The organism is Oceanobacillus sp. AG (assembly GCF_009746545.1).
Taxonomy (GTDB): Bacteria; Bacillota; Bacilli; order Bacillales; family Amphibacillaceae; genus Oceanobacillus; species Oceanobacillus indicireducens.
This window is the reverse complement of record NZ_WOWT01000021.1, coordinates 12649-31567: the sequence shown is the minus strand read 5'-3', so window position 1 is coordinate 31567 and position 18919 is coordinate 12649. Positions and strand designations below refer to the sequence as shown.

Genomic DNA, 18919 nt, shown 5'->3' with positions numbered 1-18919 from the left:
TCTATTATCGGTTATCTGGGATCAATGTTAAATCAAACTATAAATATATGTATTTATTCACTCCACATGATTTTTCCATAAAAGTACAGTATACTATCCTATGTTATCACAACTTATGTACTAGGAGGAAGTAATATGAGAATCGCAATTATGGGTGCAGGGTCCTTAGGGACGATCATTGGAGCATATCTATCTAAGAATAACGAACTAGTTGAGCTAATTGATGTTAATCAGGCGCATGTGGATGCCTTAAATCAATCGGGCGCTACAATTACTGGTACGATAAATGAAACGATCCCTGTAAAAGCAATCACACCGGACCAAATGGAAGGCCAATATAATTTAGTGCTTTTATTAACGAAGCAATTGTATAATACAGAGGTTTTGAAAAATCTCACTCCACACTTAGATACGGATAGTATTGTTTTATCATTACAAAATGGAGTTCCAGAAGATTCCTTAGCTTCTATTTTAGGAAAGAAACGAATAGTTGGCGGATCAGTTGAATTTGGAGCAACATGGGTCGAGCCTGGGGTATCTGAATTAACAACGGCCGCTGAGTCTTTCCAAGCAAATGCTTTCCAAATCGGTGAGTTAGATGGAACAACTACAGACCGCATTCAAGAAATTAAAGGCATTCTTGATGCTGTAGGTAACACAACAATTTCTGCAAATCTCATCGGAACAAAGTGGGCAAAATTGCTAGTAAACGTCGCGATGAGTGGTATGTCCGCTGCTTTAGGTTGTACATATGGAGATGTTTTAAAGGATGAAGTTGCAGTAACGAGTGCTGTCATGTTAGCCGATGAAACGATTAAAGTTGGCACTGCATCCGGTGTCGAGTTTGACGAACTTGCTGGATTTAATTTAAACATCTTTAATATTGCTGCAGACAAATCGAACTTGCCACAAGCTATTGGCTTTTCGAAAAAAGCATTTGGTCCACAAGCTTTACTGAAAGCAAGTATGCTGCAAGACCTTGAGAAGAAACAAAGAACGGAGATTGATTATATAAATGGGTTTGTAGCTTCGAAAGGAAAAGAAGTGAACATCAACACTCCGTTTAATGATTTACTTGTGCGATTGGTGAAGAAAGCCGAGGAAGGAAAAGGGCTTCCTGAATTTGAGGAGAATCTTGCTTATTTTAGAGAGTTACTTTCTTAAATCACTTCATTTTATTATTTGTAAACACAGCTTCCATTATAAAAAATTTTATGTACTTTTCATTATACAACCATCGTTATTTTCGGTTTTTAGATACAATTACTAAATTGATTACAGACACCACAAGAGCCACAATTGAAATCATTAAGGCTGCAGCCACCATAATTTTCACCCTTTATGTTGATTTTTTTGAATAAAGAGGGTATGATTGACATAGATTATGGTTAGGAGGAGATTTTACTCCCCTCCCATGTGGTTTAGAACTCTAACGTTGTGAGCGTTTAGAGTTCTTTTTCTTTTTACGTCTTTTGTTGTCTCTGTCTAATAATATGACAATCAGATTAGTGATTGCTATTATCAGATTGACTACAGACGTAATCAGAATCAAAACCTGCTCCATACTTCTATGCCCTCCCTTCTATAAAGGGAGGGAAGGTATCATACCCTCAAGTTTAAATATACATAATTATTTACATTTACTCAAGTCATTCCAATCTTTTAAGACACGTTCATAATATATTTTCTTCCTACATACCACTTACGACTCCCCAAGTCTGCTTACCATATGTAGCTACTAAATACTTTGCCATTTTTAAAGTACTCCGGTACAATGCAGTGATCCTTCACCGTCTTATTTTGCTATTGAGACTGGGACATAACTATTCTAATTTTATACTTGCACATTTTTAAAGATTCCCTAAAAATAGTATGCTAGAACGTGTATAATTGAACTGTAAGTGAGGATAACCAAAAAATCATTTTAAATATATAGTCTAAATAGGAGAGGGTAAGAATATGGCAGCAAATATTAAAGAAATGAAAAATGAAAAGAAAGAACAGCTTTTTCAGCTTACGAATGAATTTAGTAGGATACATTTAAATGAAGAATATGATGTAGTAATCGAAAAATTAATAAATAAAATGGCTAGAAAACGTGAAGTTCCATTCCTTAAGGGGAGAATTGAAATTTGGGCAGCTGCTATCATCCATGCACTCGGAACAATCAACTTTTTATTTGATAAGGATACAGAGCCATATGTTTCTTCTCCATCTGTTATTTATGATCACTTCAATACCAAACAAAGCACCACCTCACAAAGATCAAAGCAAATTAGGGATATGTTTAATTTGTCTTATTTTGACAGCACTTTCGGTGTAGAATCAGTCAATAAACGCAGTCCATTTAATCAATTAACAACTATCGATGGCTTTATAGTTCCGAAAAGTATAATAGAAGAAGAATTCGTTATAAGTAATTGGGAGAAAAGAGTTGCAGAAATAATAGGCTTATCTTTAGTAAAAAAAGCATACAGTGATTTAGAACTGTCTGAATTACTGCAAGTAACGGAAGAAAGACTCCTTCGCTATCATGCATTCTTGCAAAAAGAAATGAAATTCCCTTTTAGAATAACAACTAAACAACAAATTGGTCTATTTTTAATAGAAGAACATATCGATTTTATTCGATTAGAGCAGGACATAAAAGTTCATCATCTATATGGAATTTTAGTGGAATGCATCCAAAAAGAAGAAAAAATATATATCCCTTTAGCCGAATTGGAGCTTGATGAGAGTCATGAGAATTATAACTTAGTGAATGATTATCAGGACTGGTTTTGGAATTACCGTTAAGTGTAAGTAGAGAACATCTATCTATATTCACACCCTACACACCATTGCATTCCCAATCACACATTGTTATGTTAGAAAGTGAAAAACAGATGAAGGAAAAGTAATGTATTACTTCCAATCACCATTTTGATAGGGAGTTTCTCTAGGAAGACCACCCAGTCACCGTTTTGACAGGAGTGGTCTTTTTCATAATTTGATTCCACCACAGAGAACCTATGTTCCTGTTTTATCGTGTTTTTAAAAAAATGCCAGTTATAATTGAATCTAAGCTATGAGTTTTCCTAGAACGAAGAAGCTTTTCAAAAGTTGGCCAAACTTTTGAAAAGCTTCTTTTGGATCTTTACATTTGTAAGATTCCAGCGCTTTAGACTCGCTAATTGTAAAATTCTATCTTAAATCATCCCCTAAAGATAAAACAAAATCCACCAGCACATCCCGGTATTCTCTCACCGAATCTACGTAAACCATTTCGTTCTCTCCATGCCAATCACTGCCGATCGGTCCAAATTCTACAGCGGCACCTCCGTACTCGGTAAAAAATTGTCCATCGCTGGAACCATGTTGACCGAATAGATTAACTTTTTCCAGATGAGTAATTCGTTTAATTGATTCTTCCAACGCTTCCACATAAGGATTGTCTTCTTTTGTCTTGATTGGATTATTGCGATTATGGATTGATAGACTGCAGTCTGTAATTGTCTTAATCTGATGAATGATATCTTCCGGAGATTGATGTGGCAGATATCTGATATCCAGTGACAGCTCACACCGCTCTGGGACTTTATTATAAACGGTCCCTCCTTGGATCTTTGCGAGATTGATAGAAGGCTTTGTAAACATGGATGAACGTTCTTGTGCAAAAGGAAGCTCTAAAATTTCTTCATAGAGTTCAATTGCTTTCGTGATTGCATTTGTACCTTCCCAAGGCCGGCTTCCATGTGCGGGTTTTCCCAGGACAGTAATATCCATCTGGAGTACTCCTTTAGATTGAATGCCGATCCCCATATTTGTTGGTTCACCGCAAATAATAAAGTCTCCCAAGTAGCCTTTTTCCGTTAAATATTTCGTTCCATACTTGCCACCGGTCTCCTCATCTGGAACGATTTGAAGCATAACTTTGGACGTTAATTCCATATCTTTCAATTGAGCAGCTGCCACCATTGAAGCAGCTACTCCTGCTTTCATATCAGCTGTACCACGGCCATACATTTTCCCATCTTCCATATATGGTTGGAATTGTCTTTCCTCTGCTGCAATGACATCGATATGTCCGTTCAAGACAATCGTAAAATCACCTTGGCCTAATTCACTTACAAGCATGTGAAATCCGTGATTTTCTATTTTTTTAACAGGGACATCTTGGTTGGTTAACCATTGCTCACAATAAGCAATTGCTTCATTCGCACCTGCCTTTGTGGAACTGTCTATTTTTATTAATTCTTCTAGTAAGGGAATTGGATCACGCATTTTATCCCTCCTACATTTAAAATATTCAAGTGTTTTACCAGCTACTACTCTTCAAGTGCTTCCATGATTTTACGTTTATTTATGGGAACAACGATATCATGACGCGCTAGCTCGATATTAGGTTTTTGATGCAGCCACTCTTCTTGTATCTCCTTCCCTGCAGTTAGTGCAATTATTGCAGATGGAATATCAGCTCCTGCTAAGTGGGTAAACGCATAGCCACCGCCAAAACGGGGATTAATGTCAATAACATAATAATCCTTCCCATTAAAATAAACATCTGTGTTTATATAACCTGCATGGCCAAAACCTTCACCTAGCTGCTGTGCAATGTCTGTTAATTCCGGAATATTTACAGTAATACATCGGTCAATATCTCCGCCCCTCATACCTAATTGCTTCCTAGCAAAGGATGTAAGAAAGCGGCCATTTAAATCGTTAAACATATCGACACTAAACTTATCCCCTTCAATCACTTCCTGAATGATGATATTATCTTGCGGTTTTCTTGAAGTGTCTCCATCGAGTGGGCTTCCCTTAATCTCCTGAATAGCATGCTGATAAGCAAACTCCATATCCTCTACATTGTCAATAAGTTCTATTCCTATTGAGGCGGAACCGTTACGAGGCTTCACGATTAACGGAAAGAATACTTCTTGTTTTTCCAATGCTCTTTTCGCATCTTCTGCGTTAAAATAGGAAAGTGGGGATTTTACGTTAAACGGTTCCAGCAACTCTCGGTATTTCCCTTTATCCCGCACCTTTTCTACAATACTGGAATTCGGCGCAAATACAGATACACCTAATTTTTCCAGTTCTTTTTTGTGGTCTGATATTTCGGGTACTTCCCAATCATTTAATGGAACAAGACAGTCCACCTCATGCTTCTTGCAAATCTCAATAATTGCATCCATATAATTTGTATCTGTTTGTTCTGGAATTACATAATTCTCGTCTCCAGTTTGGAGTGACGGCGAATTATATTCAGGATCGGCAACAATTACTTTCCCATCGATATCAACCTTTTTTAAAGCATCCTTAAAAAAATTTACCAAGTCTATTCTTCTTGCTGTTGATGTCAATAAGATGTTCAACTTGTTCAACTCCTCGTTGTTTATATCATTTTTTCGGAAACAAGATATTAATGTTTACCCAGCATGATAAACTTTAATCTTTTCCTTTATTCGTAAAACTCACAACTTGGGAGCATTGAACATCGACTTTCTTGTTTAAGGATCGAATATATACGTCATCTAAAACGTTAATATCTTGAAAGCAAACGCTCCATAAAGTGAAACTTCATTCTGTGGGGAATCCTTACCTCCCCACTGAATGTTAGTTGAACAGAATCAGGTATTTACGGACTGTATACCCCCACCTTCACATGTTGGGCTTCCTTATAAAAAGTGGCCTTCATCTTTTGTTATTTTATTAGTTGTTGTCTTGGGTGTTTAAAAGATAACTTTCTTTAGAAAACAAAACCTTCTTTTTAAAAGGTGAAAAACAAACGTTTTATCCAAGGTAAAAGTCAACTCATAAAAATTAATTATGTATATAGTATAGTAGAACGATGAAAAGGAGGGGAAAGTGATATGTCTGAGTACGAAAGAAAATATGATCAAGATGGAAACCAAGAGTATTTTTACTCTGACGGTAGAGGTCATGAAGATACAGATGTAGATGTAGATTTTGATTTTGATAGTGATTTTGATAGTGATATCGATTTAGATAACAGAAATGACAATGATAATGATAATGATTTGAAAAACAAAAACCGTAATCTAAACGTTGCAAAAGTTATCAGAAGCGGCAACTCAAATGTTAACGTTAGATCCCGTGAAGAAGATGATGAAAAAGATCATGACCATCGCCGTAGAAAACGCCATCGCAGAAGAAAAAAAAGATGTCGTTAAATGAACGATTAGTGGGATAGCTTTATTATCCCACTTTTTTCTTATAACGTGAAACTTCATTCAGTGGGGAATTCTTTACCCCCCACTGAATGTTAGTTGAACAGAATTAGGTATTTACGGACTGTATATCCCCCACCTTAACATTTTGGTTTTCCCTTTTGTTTAGAGGTGGGGGTATTACAGACCGTTAATGCGTGAAGAAAGGAGAGATGTTACTTGGAAAACGCAAGAAGCAATGTCCATCCAATTGATTTTAGAAACGATACACGATCTACCATTGATTATAGCGGTAATTCCGATGTCGATATAGAAGTCAATGTTGATACCACTCCGATTGCATATGCTATGTTATGTACACTTTTAGCTACAAAACAGATATCTGACTTTGAATTCAAAAAAGCTGTCCATAGATTGGAAGATTTAATTAAAAAAGGAATCAATCCGACAATCAGAGATATGAATGATTTATCCCAAGTGAAACTATACAAAAAACGATGAAGATGACATGAGCAAAGGCGCAAGCGCCCGTTTAGCAACGTACAAACTAGAGCACTCTGGAATGAGATAAAGGAAACACAACGAACGATAGTGAGTTGATGTTGACTTATCGATTGGAGGAGTGTGAAGTTTGCTAGTTGCTGGGCGCTGGAGCCGGACGTGGCTAATCCTGGATACCTATGTTATCTTAGCATTTTTATTTTATACTTTCCTTTAAAAAAAGTGGGTCTCCCACTAATTTCAGTAAACGTATGAAAGCTCTTCTCTTATAAATGTGCGGTAAATCCCCGTTAAAGATGCTGTTGGCAGTACCATCTTTAACGGGGATTTACCGTTTATTGCGTTATAAATACCCAGACTTTTAACTTTCTAAAAGTGAAACTCATTCAGTGGGGATATTACAGACCGTTAATACATGGAATTCCCTAACTCCCTGCAAGCTACATTATCCGTGCAAGCTTCCCTTGAGCATTGGACGTGGTCGGTAGGGACCAATTGGGAGCTGGATTAGGCTGGTCCTTCCTTGTCGATCGATTTTATAAAGTTCATCACTCAAATTAGCGTCAAACCCTAGCAGCGGGTGTCCTCCCATCCCAAGGGCCGACGCAGCCAAAAGCAATCGTTGCACGAGCATACCTGCTTCCATCTGCTGTATTCGGTAACCCCTGTATCCTAGTTCTTTCTTATAGAAATCCTTATCACCTGCCACATGCAGGCAAATTGGAACCTGGAGTAAATTTACATTATTAAAAGACATTCCATTCTGCAAATGAAGTCGATGGTCTCCGGGACGAATTTCCCTTAACATGTGTTCGGTGCTATCATAATAGTACGCCCCATTTGGAATTCCTTCAACCATGTATAAACTGCTGTAAATTGTTACACGAGGCGGATCATTGTTATACGCAACATCCAAATCATTTCTGTATGAAAAAGCAGCCATTGCTTCTTGGAGAAGGGCAGCCAACTGTTGTTGATCCACCTTCTCCAATACGAAATCCATGTCTGGAGAAAATCGATTTTTACATATTTCCGCGAGATCATAGGGCAAGGATTTTGTATGAGGCAATGTCACCGTGTTCTCCCCATATTCTGCAATTGTCCTCCCCTTTATTTCTCGAAATGACCATGTAGATTCTAGGTTAGATGCTTTATTCATTGCAGTTATCATCGGATATTCTTTGATCCGTAGTGACCGCTCGAAATGATTGGTTTGAATTGCTGGCAGCTCTTGTTTCAATTCATCCGCTATAATATTTTTGTGGCGGTCCTCTCCGCTCATAGACCAGTTGGTGGCTTCCACCGACAGGGGAATTACACTATATACACTCTCCTCCAGATCAGATAGTCCAAGCAGATGATTTATTGCGGTATCAAGAAATTGAAAGTACACACCTGTGGCAAAGCCAAACCGCTTCGCTACCTCCATTAGCTGTCCAATCAACACACCAGCATCTAACCCTTGGAGTCGATACGCAAAGTTGTTGTATTTAAAAAAGTTTTTCCAAAACATTGTCGAGACAAAGACAATACCGAAACACGAGGGGATGTCACACCGATTCCCCAGAGCTCTAGCTAAATAGAAATCGAAATTTCCTTCCCGCAGCAACACCAAGCTGTAATGTGCTTAATGGTAAACTCCATCCGGGAGTCCTTCTACCTTTAAATAAACGTACAATTCGTTAGGATATAGCGCCCCGCCAGATGGAGCATAACGCCTATAGGACTGCATCGGAAAGGTATCTTGATCTGTCGAATCTATTTGCAAGACGGATTGACTCAATTGAGTCAATCCGAATACATACCAGAGAAAATGGCCAACTCTATTGATATCCAGTTTTGCAGAAGGTTCTCCACCAGTAAGCGTCAGTGGTACTTCTTCGGACAATGGAGCGACCGGTAATCCACGGTAAAGTTTATATGCAAGCGGTGCATCCTCCCAATCCACTTCCCAGTTCAGCTGATTTGCTTTATCAATATCAAAATGCAAATTGTGCAGAAATTCTTCCAGACTCATCCTCTACCTCCTTTAAGGAAACGGGTGCGGATGTGGATTGAGTTGTTCGATTGTCAATGGTTCTTTCGTGAACTTAAGCTCCATCGGGACTCGAAGGACCCTCTCAAGTCCTGTTAAGCGGGTAAGATGATGCCCGAATGTCATCGGCAGCATCCCTGGAATCAGTACTTTTACGCAATACAATCCGTTTCGTATCGTTTCCGGAGTCGACTGATCTACCACAATTACTTCAAGGTTTAACTGGCGGAACACCTGAAAAATATCTTGCAAATCATCGGTAAGATCCGCATGATCCGACTTCCAATTAAACTCCTCATTAAAGGATCGCATTGGACCATTTTCGTCAAGCAAAAAACTAAAACGCTCTTCTACTTGCGGCAAACCGCAAAGCATGCCGTGATCTTCCATCTGCCGCACCAAGGATGAATCATGTAGCATTCTTTCATACTCCTCTTTGTTCGCTTCAAATTTTTCATCGAGGTTGAGCATCATGCCAGCAAGCTCGTGAATTGCGCCTTTCACCGCCCGCACCGGATCCAGATGAGCCCCGGCTGCACAAATGAGATTTAGTCCCTTTTCCTTTCTGTTTTTAGCTATTGCAAAAATACTTGGAATACCGTGTTCCATCGTAGCGTCATACAAATACAAATCATACCCAGCGACCACTCGCATCCGCTCGACCATTAATTCCAACTCCTGGTCGTTAGCTGTAAAAGGATCAATTCGTGGAAGATTAAGCTTTGCGTACCATGTCATTAAGAATGAATCACGCTCGACCACTTCCATAATTCCATGGAAAATGGCCTCTTCTAAACTTCCTCCAAGCGCACATCCATTTGAAGTTTCATAGACAAAACCTTCTGTTCCGTGTCCAACACTGTAATAAGCAAGGAGCTCTGGGACTAGAATAGGACGCTCCTCTAAAAACGAATAACCCCATACCCAATCAATGGAACGGTCAGGATCAAACGGCTTGAATGGAAAACCAGGCTGCGCATATTGTTCCTTTGCGTGTACGCCTACCCTCAAAGGATGAGGTGCTTGATTTTCTAAGTTACGATAACTATCATGGACCACAGTCCGTTTGCCGCGCGGTTTTATTCCGCAGTACCGCTCCACCCCTTCTAAAATGGCTGTCAATACGCTCTCTTCGTATGAATGGGTCCGGCCACCTGTTCCTTCGTCCCCTGCTAACATAGGCAGATTAACACTCGCATCAGCAAATGGAGTAACTAGGTCATACATTTTACTGTTTAAAATGCCAGTACGATTATCCAGATAGTCATTTACAATATCTTCCTTCATCTCATCCAACCGACGGCTGCGGAAACTGCTGGAACTTATCTTCGGACTTGGTTGCAGTGAAACATGGGCTAAGTCTCGCGAATCGTCGGGTAATTGACCACAGACCGGACATAACGGGTTGGGCAAAAAAGAATGCCAGGAGCTCTTCAGTGTTTTCAAATCAATTGAATAAACCCTGCCTTCTGAATAAACCCGATCCCCCCGCAATAAATTCTGTACCTCTCCACCTATCACGTAAGCCATTTGTAAAAGTCCCGTACGTGAAGCCCACGGATCACTTTCCATTCCTCTGTCCAGTTCAAGTCTTTGTTTTACCTCAACCATCTCTATTCGATCCCGACTCCCCATAAGAAGCCGTATATCTGCACATTGAGAGCAGCCTGCTGCACCTGGTTGTACAAGCGGGCCCACTATACCTTCACCAAATGAAACAAAGCCTCTGAGCCAGGGAGTACTAGTTTTTTGTAATACTTCTTCCGCATTTTGATGAACGGAGGGTCTCCAACCATCATCCAAAAACAGCACCAAATCCGTATAACTTAGAATACCTTCACCGAGATTGGACTTACGTATAATTGGATAGTTTGCTGACAGTTCGTGACTTACACAATCAGCCAGCACCCCTTCTCCGACAATCAACACGAAGGAGTTCATCGTGAATCCCCCTCTCGCAGCAAGACACCAAACACTCCGGCTAGTCGCTCTTTAAAAACAGGTTCAAGCCCATATTCGGCTACGAAGACCCGTTTACCATTCCATTTCAATCTTTCCATGGCTCCTTGTAGAATGTCGGCTTGTATCCTCTCTTCACACACGGGAATATCAAGACTAATTGGTGAGTTCTCTTCTAAATAGATGGATGAGGATGATACCTTACAAATTAGGTTGCTCGAGGAATCCGATTTATTTTGCACTTTGCTAATTGCCTGCTGTAAAGCCCTTCGTAACGCCATTGTTACATTTAAATCTATACTGCCATACCACTCATCTTCCGCACCTATCCATATTACAGGAAAACCAAATACTTCCTTTCCTATCCCGATAATTGGTGCTCCCTGCATCGTGGTTAATGTCTCTAAATAGAACCGGCATTTTTCATCTTCTATAGAATTCAACTGCACTCGGGAAACAGAATACTTCTGATTAAATTGTTGCTTGCGAAGCTCCTCTCTCAAACACTTTTGTAACCCACGTCCAACACCTTCCACAAACGATTCACCAGCTCCAATCCCGATCATTTCATCCGCTACTACTGAACCATTTTCAAGTGGCAGCGCATTAACAATCAAGCTCGCCATTCGCTCCCCATATGATTCAATTCCTGTTAGTCCTGCCTCCAGGCGTGCTTCCTTATGAGTCAAACCTGAGCAGACATCCTCATGCATCAGCCCAGCTGGTCCCTCCGACAACGGGTCCACTACCTGAATGCGACATTGAGCTAACGGGAGCTGCTTTAAGTCACCTTCCTCCCAAATATGAAAGATTCCTAATTCCGCTGATGTTAACTGATCGAAAGAAAGAAGTAAATTACCTGATTCAACTTCCTCTATATCTGTGTGAATCCGGTCCTCGACATTTTGAACCCATTCAGCAGATATATCACCTGTCACCAGAGGATGAGGCAAAAATGCATGCCATTTTCCCTCTAATGTATCCAGATTTAGAAGAAAAATCCTATTATTCTTTTCCAATTCTGTGACTCCTGTAATCTTTTTAAACAACTCAAATACAATCATATTAGCTAACAATGAACCAGAATTTACGGAGGAGCCTTGAGACTTCCTATCTTTAGATAAAGCGGATTCATGTAAACGACGCCATGCCGTTTCCCAACACACCTCGGAATCCGGATGTACGAGTGGACCTGCCAAACCTACTTGCTGCAGGCATAAAGCTGGGAGAAACATTTTGTTCTCTTCCCTGCAAACCGTATGAAGTTGTCTAAGTTCCTCTAGTTCTCCCTTCTGACTCACATACAATATGGAATCAAAAGGCTCCACTATTTCTCGCCAACTCTCCTGCTTTTGCGAGAACTCTTTCAAGTTAACCTCTGGGTCTTTGATTCGTGCATGCTCCACGAGTTGATTTAACCTCTGTCTATTGGTCGGAACCTCGTTTGTAACTAACACCTGTATCTTAGTCAAACCAGTCTCAAGCAAAGAAGAAACAACAGAATTTAACATAGGACCAGAGCCAACTGCCAGCACGTTAGCCTGACGAAAACTTTGAAAACGGGCTGCCCCGGAACCAACTATATTGTCAACAAATTCAATTTGAGATGCATACTTTTTAAGATGATAATCCGACAATTGATGCGGTAGATCCTGACTTAAATCACGAACATATCCATTCTCATAAAGTACCTCTGCAATTTCAAAGACCCGGTTTCGGTAGGGTCAGGTAATCCGTTAGTCAAATATTCTAATGTATACTCCCCATTGAACATCGGTAACAGTTTTTCAACCCACTGATCGATCCCACTGCCTTCAATGCGGAAAGAACTTGAATTGTTCCGAAAATATACTCCTCGGTTTGGTTCCGGGAGATAAAACGTGTCCCTTTTCACTTTTAGACGCATAGAAGGTTTCAATTTCGGCATCTCTAGCCTCCTTATCCTTTTGACCATAATTGTTCATTAATACTGCCACTTTCATCGTATGTACCGTAATTTGTCCATTATGTCCTGTTTTTTTAGGGAAAGCCCCCTGCAAAAATGCAGGAGGCTTCTAAAATTGAATACTAAACAATTTAAGGGCTTACCAAAATCCGCCGTGACAGCGACCGCATCTGAAGCAATTAGCGCATCGAAAACAACGAGCACAACCAAAGCACCGGAAGCCAAAGCAGCCGCCAAAGCCGAAACATCCACCAAAACCAAATCCAATGAGCTCTTGATTCATATCGTACTGATTTTACTCCCAAGGTATTGCCTGAGTCGCTTGAAAGTCGTCAACATTCAACATTTGAATTTCATTATGAAAATTATTCATTTTTCTTTTCCCCCTAAATTTAAATTAAAAGTCAGGTCTTCTAAACTGAAACGATAGCTGCCATGTTAATCAAGTAAGAAGTGTTTTCCAGATAACCATTATTATTTTTCGAGTACTCATCAACAAATTATGTACAACAGATGGGTGTGGTTACTAATACAGGAGCCTATTTTACGGAACTGATAAAATCAATACATTTTATTTATCGAATAAAATTAGGCCCCAACCAAAGTGATTGAGAGCCTAGATGACCAAAAGTTAATATTTTGAGAACGAAGGTGGATGATGAGCGCCATTATATTAATCACAGCCCATATATTTCTCAAGAAAAGCAGCTACGAGAGAGTAAACATAAATTTCATTCTCTGGTTTCACTATTTTATGCCCCTCCCCTTCCATGCGATGATAGGTAACGGGATGTCCGCGTTGCTTCAGTTTAGAGACGATTTGCTCTGATTCTCCAATGGGAACACGTGGATCATTTACACCGTGGAAGACTAACAAGGGAGCAGTAATCTCGTCAGCATGATTCAAAGGGTCAATCAAATCAAAAAAATCCCCATCTTGTTCAACCGTACCGTATTCAATTTCTCTAAGCCGCTTTCTCCATGGACTCGTAGTTTGGATAAATGTTCGCAGGCTCGACATGCCAACAATATCAATTGCAGCAGCCCATAAATCAGGATAGTGACTAATTGCCGCAAGCGTTAAAAATCCACCATAACTGCCTCCGAGAAGAGCAATTTTACTCGTATCAATAGCTGGATCTTGTTTAAGCCAATCCACTAGGGAGACCACATCTTTAACCGCATCCAACCGTTTCCGTACATCATCCAGATGGGTATACGACTTTCCATAGCCTGTACTTCCACGGAAATTAGGTGCTGTGACGGCGTAGCCCTGATTTAGTAAGAATTGCAAAAGGGGATTGAAGGACGCCCGGCTTTGACTTTCCGGTCCGCCATGAAGATAAATAATAATTGGGCGTTTCTCGGCAGTTAACTTTGGTTTATAGTAAAAAAAAGGGATTTGAAGACCGTCGAATGAACGATAGGATAGTAGTCTTGGCTCCGTTAGTTTTCCTAAGAGAGGTTTGCTTGTATTGATTAACGGTTGAGCCTTAAGGGTTGAAAGGTGAAGTGACCATAGTTCAGAGGGATGCGCAGGTCCATTTAATTTAAAAAGCAGCATTTGTCGTTGGGGTAAAAAGGTGAGATTGGTTATCACTCCCATAGGGTTTTCCCATGTAGAAAGTGTCCCTTTATTCAAATCAAAAAAATAACCTTTTGAGATTCCACCTTGATTTTCGGTAAAAGCAAACTGGTTGTTTTCCTTATTAAATGCCAACCCTTCAAAACCCCATTCCCCCTGTCGCAACGAAGTTATTTGCTTCGTAGGCAGATGAATGCGCATCAGTCCGTAGAATTCACTATCTTTGTTTGACAATAAATATAAATCTTCCCCGTCCTGACTAAAATGGATATCACGGTAACTTGTTTCATCTGAATGCTCTGTAATCCAGTCGATGTTTCCAGTTAAAAGAGATAAAATTCCTAAATCATGATCCAGCGGAGAGTTCGTTCTTCTGATTAATAGTGCATTTCCATTAGGAAACCATGCTACTACAGAAAATATACCGTCTTCAGCAAAGACTAGATGAGTTTCAAAAGTCTCGAGATTCTGGATATAAATATCTAAAAAGGCAGGATTCCGTCGATTACTGGACCAGGCAATCCATTTTCCATCAGGTGAGCTTCCCCCATACCGATGTACATGTTCAGGCGATTTGGTAAGAGGGATGAGCGTCTTATTTTGCTTAAGGAGATATAATTGCTCCCTTTCATTCCCAGTAGGATCCATCCCGATAATTAAATCTGAAGTGCCCTTAACATATTTTACAAACGTAATACTTTCTGATATAAAAGATGGCTGCTCAGGTTCTCTCTGATCTAGATTCCACTTTTCTACTCGTACCGATCCGTTATATTCGACAATCACACTTATTTGATTATGATTTGGTTCATAATCATAATCACTAATCGTACGCTGGTGGACATAAAGGTCTGGAATCTTTTTAGTCATTTCTTTCCCCACCCATTCTCTAGTTTATGAATGAAAACAATATGGAGTTTTCTTAAAATGCTCTTGATACAATAGTGACGTTCAGAACATTATATTTAAGAAGAGTGGGCAGTATGCATTGTCCCTCTTTAGTTACAACTGCGAGTTCAAATGACATGGCGAAATAATTGGTCGAGGAATTGAATTGAATGGATCAGTTCAGCAAAAACCCTTTTTTTAAAATACCGAACCTATCTGTTTTATTAAGTGTGGCATGAGGTATCGAACCTTCAAATAATTGAAGGTTTACTGAAAAAAGTCATTGCTCAAATGAGGTTTTTGCTGTAATATTCCAATTGTTTTTCCATCCCAAAGAAGTGGAACAACAAGGAAAAGAATAAAAAAGCAAATCGATTTATAAACAAATTCTGCAAATCCGTTTGTTAAAAAGAGTCCAGCTGCAAGAGACCAGCTAATCTTAATTAACAGATAGTCTATAATCACAGCCAATAATTGCGACAATGGAGGTACCAAAGAACTTTCTTTTATTTTTTCACCCTTGGCAATCAGGTTCTTTCGAGATGGAAACAGAACAAATATACTGCGTTTTAAACTAATGAATATCGATGGAAGAGCACCTGCGTGGCAGTCCTTGCTGAAAAGATCCTTTGCGCTATATTTACCTTTAGCAACATCATGGATCCTAAATATATTTACTAGTATCGAGTTGGATATAAATTCAAACCTTTATCCTTATCACGTATGGACCACTGTGATTATATTTGCATTTCTCATCATGATCTGGGCCGTATTATTTATCCATACGATGATCATCCTTATTAAAAGAGGGAAACGGAACTTTTACTTTGACTATGTAGCGGATTTAGTACCAAGGAAAAAATAAATCTAATCCAAAACTGCAAACCCCACCCCGGGATTTGCTGTTATTTTTTTAGAGATTATTAAAAAGTCCAGTGAAAATGACACTTCGCATATCTAAGTTGGCTAAGGCTGTTTTTAGTCGGCCTTCCTCTCATTCATTTCTTGCGCGTCGGAAGTTCGTGGCGGTGCGCACCATTTATTCTTGCGCTTTTCTAAACAGCTCCTCCACTTCGGAAAACTTTTCCTCATAGGTTTCTTGATTAATATCATACAAATCAAAGTAGATATCCCCTTGTTCATCTGAAATATCTAAATAGCTTTTCCTAAATTCCTTGCTAAAATCAAGATAAATATGTTGTTCTAATATTCCTTCTTCATGAAGATATTTTAATGTATATTTTAAATTCTCACTTTGTCTGTACGTTTTTTCTTTTTGAAAACTTATAATTGGGTATTTTTCAGAAAGTTTATCGAAAGCATCAAGAATTGCAGTTTCAAATTGTTGGCTCAGATTGTCTGAGATAAGCTTTTTTCCACCTTTTTGAATACCAGAATAAATAAAGTTAGTTAGTAAATTTTGTATCATAGGATTCGTCATTAATTCTAACACTTTAATCACACTCTCTTATATTAATATTTAATGACATTTTATCTTACATTCTTTAAATAATAATCTCAAATTTTTCCCTTACTCGCTTTTGCAATCATCTATTATTATTCAATTATCCATTAGCAGGATATATATGGGTTAGTGTTCTAAATCTTTGTAATGGTGCAGCATTCTCAAGTAGTGCATATTGAAGCTCATTACGTAGAGAGAAAAGAAGATTAATTAAAATAGAATGACTTTATGCATAGATTGACAAGAGTATAAAATTCCTCATTCACTAAGACATACGTATGCCTCTTTTCTTGACATGGCCACAATTGACTTGGAAGAAACTATGGATAGATTTGGTCATACTCCAGAAAGTAACAACAAGAAATATTTATCTCGCGTTACAAAGCAATAGAAAAAAGAGGCTTCTCAAAAGTTTGATCAACTTATGAGAAGCCTACTACTTTAATGTATCGAATGTTAGCCAATCATTCTCATTTAACTCAAAAACCCTTATATATCAAGATGTTAGACGGCTATCACATCATGCCGCCCATTCCACCCATACCGCCCATATCAGGCATTCCGCCGCCAGCGTTTTCTTCTGGCTGGTCAGCAACTACAGCTTCAGTAGTCAAGAACATAGCTGCTACAGATGCTGCGTTTTGTAGTGCAGAACGTGTAACTTTTGCAGGGTCTACGATACCAGCTTCAATCATGTTTACCCAGTCGTTTGTAGCTGCGTTGAAGCCGATGCCGTTTTCTTCGCCTTTCAAGCGCTCAACGACGATGGAGCCTTCAAGACCCGCGTTGTCTGCGATTTGACGAACTGGTTCTTCGATTGCGCGAAGTACGATATTAACACCAGTTGCTTCGTCACCTTCAAGCTCTAGTTCGTTAACTTTCTTGTAAACTTCAAGAAGCGCAGTACCTCCACCAGCAACAATGCCTTCTTCTACTGCTGCACGTGTAGAGTTCAGTGCGTCTTCAATACGAAGTTTACGCTCTTTCAATTCTGTTTCAGTTGCAGCTCCTACTTTAATTACTGCAACACCGCCTGCAAGTTTCGCTAGACGCTCTTGTAATTTTTCTTTATCGAATTCAGAAGTAGTTTCTTCTACTTGTGCACGGATTTGTGCTACGCGGCCTGCGATTTGGTCTGGGCTGCCAGAACCTTCAACGATTGTTGTGTTTTCTTTTGTAACAACAACCTTAGCAGCGCGTCCAAGTTGTTCGATTGTAGTGCTCTTCAAGTCAAGTCCTAAATCTTCTGTAATTACTTCACCACCAGTTAGTATAGCGATGTCTTCAAGCATTGCTTTACGACGGTCACCGAATCCTGGTGCTTTAACCGCAACTGCGTTAAATGTTCCGCGAAGTTTGTTCACAACTAATGTTGCTAGTGCTTCACCTTCTACATCTTCTGCGATAAGAAGTAATGGCTTGCCTTGTTGAACAACTTCTTCAAGAACTGGTAATACTTCTTGGATGTTACTGATTTTCTTATCTGTAATTAGGATATATGGATCTTCTAGAACTGCTTCCATTTTATCTTGGTCTGTTACCATGTACGGGGAAGCATATCCGCGGTCAAATTGCATACCTTCTACAACGTCAAGCTCTGTATTGAAACCTCTTGACTCTTCAATCGTGATCACGCCGTCTTTCCCAACGCGCTCCATCGATTCAGCAATTAGCTCTCCTACTTCTTCATCGTTAGCAGAAATTGCTGCAACTTGTGCGATAGACTCTTTGTTCTCTACAGACTTGGAAACATTTTTTAATTCTTCTACTGCTGCTTGAACAGCTTTTTCAATACCGCGGCGGATACCTACTGGGTTTGCACCAGAAGTTACGTTTTTCAGTCCTTCGCGGATCATTGCTTGTGCAAGAACTGTAGCTGTTGTTGTACCGTCCCCTGCTACATCGTTCGTTTTAGATGCTACTTCAGATACGAGCTGTGCACCCATGTTTTCGAATGCATCTTCCAGTTCGATTTCTTTTGCGATTGTTACACCGTCGTTCGTGATTAGAGGTGCACCGAATTTCTTATCTAATACAACGTTACGTCCTTTTGGTCCAAGGGTAACTTTCACTGCATCTGCTAATGTATCTACCCCACGAGCTATTGCACGACGTGCGTCTTCACTAAATTTAATATCTTTTGCCATGGTTACATTTCCTCCCTAAATTCTATTATTAAAGGTTGTTCAAAAAGTCCGGTAAAAATGACACTTTGAGAAAAAGAGGTTCTACTAAAACCGTCCACGTCCCGTGCTAGTGTCGGTGTTGCAAAACGAATCGCATACTTAGCCGACCTCGGTCCTTTTATCCTCCTTTTTGAACACTCTATTGATATATGTTTTAAGTTTCTTAAGTATAAGTTAATTGA

General features: G+C 39.4%; 13 protein-coding genes and 2 pseudogenes. 6 read left to right on the top strand and 9 right to left on the bottom strand.

The features are described from left to right. The first annotated feature begins 135 nt into the window (after nt 1–135). Both GN217_RS12090 and GN217_RS12085 read left to right on the top strand, forming a co-directional pair. Entirely contained in the window at nt 136–1164 is a 1029-nt protein-coding gene (locus GN217_RS12090; protein WP_156856938.1) for a ketopantoate reductase family protein, read from the top strand. Between the two features lie 795 nt (nt 1165–1959). Continuing rightward, entirely contained in the window at nt 1960–2796 is an 837-nt protein-coding gene (locus tag GN217_RS12085; RefSeq protein ID WP_156856937.1) for a DUF6398 domain-containing protein, read from the top strand. Nucleotides 2797–3183: 387 nt separating this feature from the next. Here GN217_RS12085 and GN217_RS12080 read toward each other — a convergent pair whose 3' ends face one another. Both GN217_RS12080 and GN217_RS12075 read right to left on the bottom strand, forming a co-directional pair. Further along, a complete protein-coding gene (locus GN217_RS12080) occupies nt 3184–4263 on the bottom strand; it encodes a M20 family metallopeptidase (protein WP_156856936.1) in 1080 nt (359 codons plus the stop codon). 44 nt (nt 4264–4307) lie between these two features. After that, on the bottom strand, nt 4308–5357 hold the full coding sequence (locus tag GN217_RS12075) for an ATP-grasp domain-containing protein (protein WP_156856935.1): 1050 nt from the start codon (nt 5355–5357) through the stop codon (nt 4308–4310). 498 nt (nt 5358–5855) lie between these two features. Between GN217_RS12075 and GN217_RS12070 the strand changes: the two genes are divergently transcribed. Both GN217_RS12070 and GN217_RS12065 read left to right on the top strand, forming a co-directional pair. Beyond that, a complete protein-coding gene (locus tag GN217_RS12070; RefSeq protein WP_156856934.1) occupies nt 5856–6176 on the top strand; it encodes a hypothetical protein in 321 nt (106 codons plus the stop codon). 216 nt (nt 6177–6392) lie between these two features. After that, nucleotides 6393–6674: a hypothetical protein gene (locus GN217_RS12065; protein ID WP_156856933.1), complete on the top strand. Its 282-nt coding sequence runs from the start codon at nt 6393–6395 to the stop codon at nt 6672–6674. Nucleotides 6675–7119: 445 nt separating this feature from the next. Here the strand turns inward: GN217_RS12065 and GN217_RS12060 are convergent. The 3 genes and pseudogenes from GN217_RS12060 to GN217_RS12050 form a co-directional block, all read right to left on the bottom strand. After that, nucleotides 7120–8691, bottom strand: a pseudogene (locus GN217_RS12060) (SagB family peptide dehydrogenase). 12 nt (nt 8692–8703) lie between these two features. Beyond that, nucleotides 8704–10650 carry a TOMM precursor leader peptide-binding protein gene (locus GN217_RS12055; protein WP_156856932.1) on the bottom strand — a complete coding sequence of 649 codons (1947 nt, stop codon included), beginning with the start codon at nt 10648–10650 and terminating at the stop codon, nt 8704–8706. Further along, nucleotides 10647–12595 (bottom strand): annotated as a pseudogene (locus GN217_RS12050) (putative thiazole-containing bacteriocin maturation protein). The gene GN217_RS12055 and the pseudogene GN217_RS12050 overlap by 4 nt, the downstream one beginning before the upstream one ends. Before the next feature lie 133 nt (nt 12596–12728). On the opposite strand from GN217_RS12050, the gene GN217_RS12045 reads away from it, so the two are divergent. Continuing rightward, on the top strand, nt 12729–13043 hold the full coding sequence (locus tag GN217_RS12045; protein ID WP_156856931.1) for a hypothetical protein: 315 nt from the start codon (nt 12729–12731) through the stop codon (nt 13041–13043). Between the two features lie 243 nt (nt 13044–13286). Here the strand turns inward: GN217_RS12045 and GN217_RS12040 are convergent, their stop codons facing one another. Together GN217_RS12040 and GN217_RS12035 are read right to left on the bottom strand one after the other, a co-directional pair. After that, nucleotides 13287–15068, bottom strand: a complete 1782-nt coding sequence (locus GN217_RS12040; RefSeq protein WP_156856930.1) for a S9 family peptidase — start codon at nt 15066–15068, stop codon at nt 13287–13289. Nucleotides 15069–15353: 285 nt separating this feature from the next. Further along, nucleotides 15354–15569 (bottom strand): hypothetical protein, encoded by a 216-nt coding sequence (locus GN217_RS12035; protein ID WP_194461799.1) that lies wholly within the window; start codon nt 15567–15569, stop codon nt 15354–15356. A gap of 94 nt (nt 15570–15663) precedes the next feature. Between GN217_RS12035 and GN217_RS12030 the strand changes: the two genes are divergently transcribed. Continuing rightward, entirely contained in the window at nt 15664–15951 is a 288-nt protein-coding gene (locus tag GN217_RS12030; RefSeq protein WP_156856929.1) for a hypothetical protein, read from the top strand. 174 nt (nt 15952–16125) lie between these two features. Here the strand turns inward: GN217_RS12030 and GN217_RS12025 are convergent, their stop codons facing one another. Beyond that, nucleotides 16126–16527, bottom strand: a complete 402-nt coding sequence (locus GN217_RS12025) for a hypothetical protein (protein WP_156856928.1) — start codon at nt 16525–16527, stop codon at nt 16126–16128. Nucleotides 16528–17066: 539 nt separating this feature from the next. Then, a complete protein-coding gene (gene groL, locus GN217_RS12020) occupies nt 17067–18698 on the bottom strand; it encodes a chaperonin GroEL (RefSeq protein ID WP_156856927.1) in 1632 nt (543 codons plus the stop codon). Nucleotides 18699–18919 lie beyond the last annotated feature (221 nt).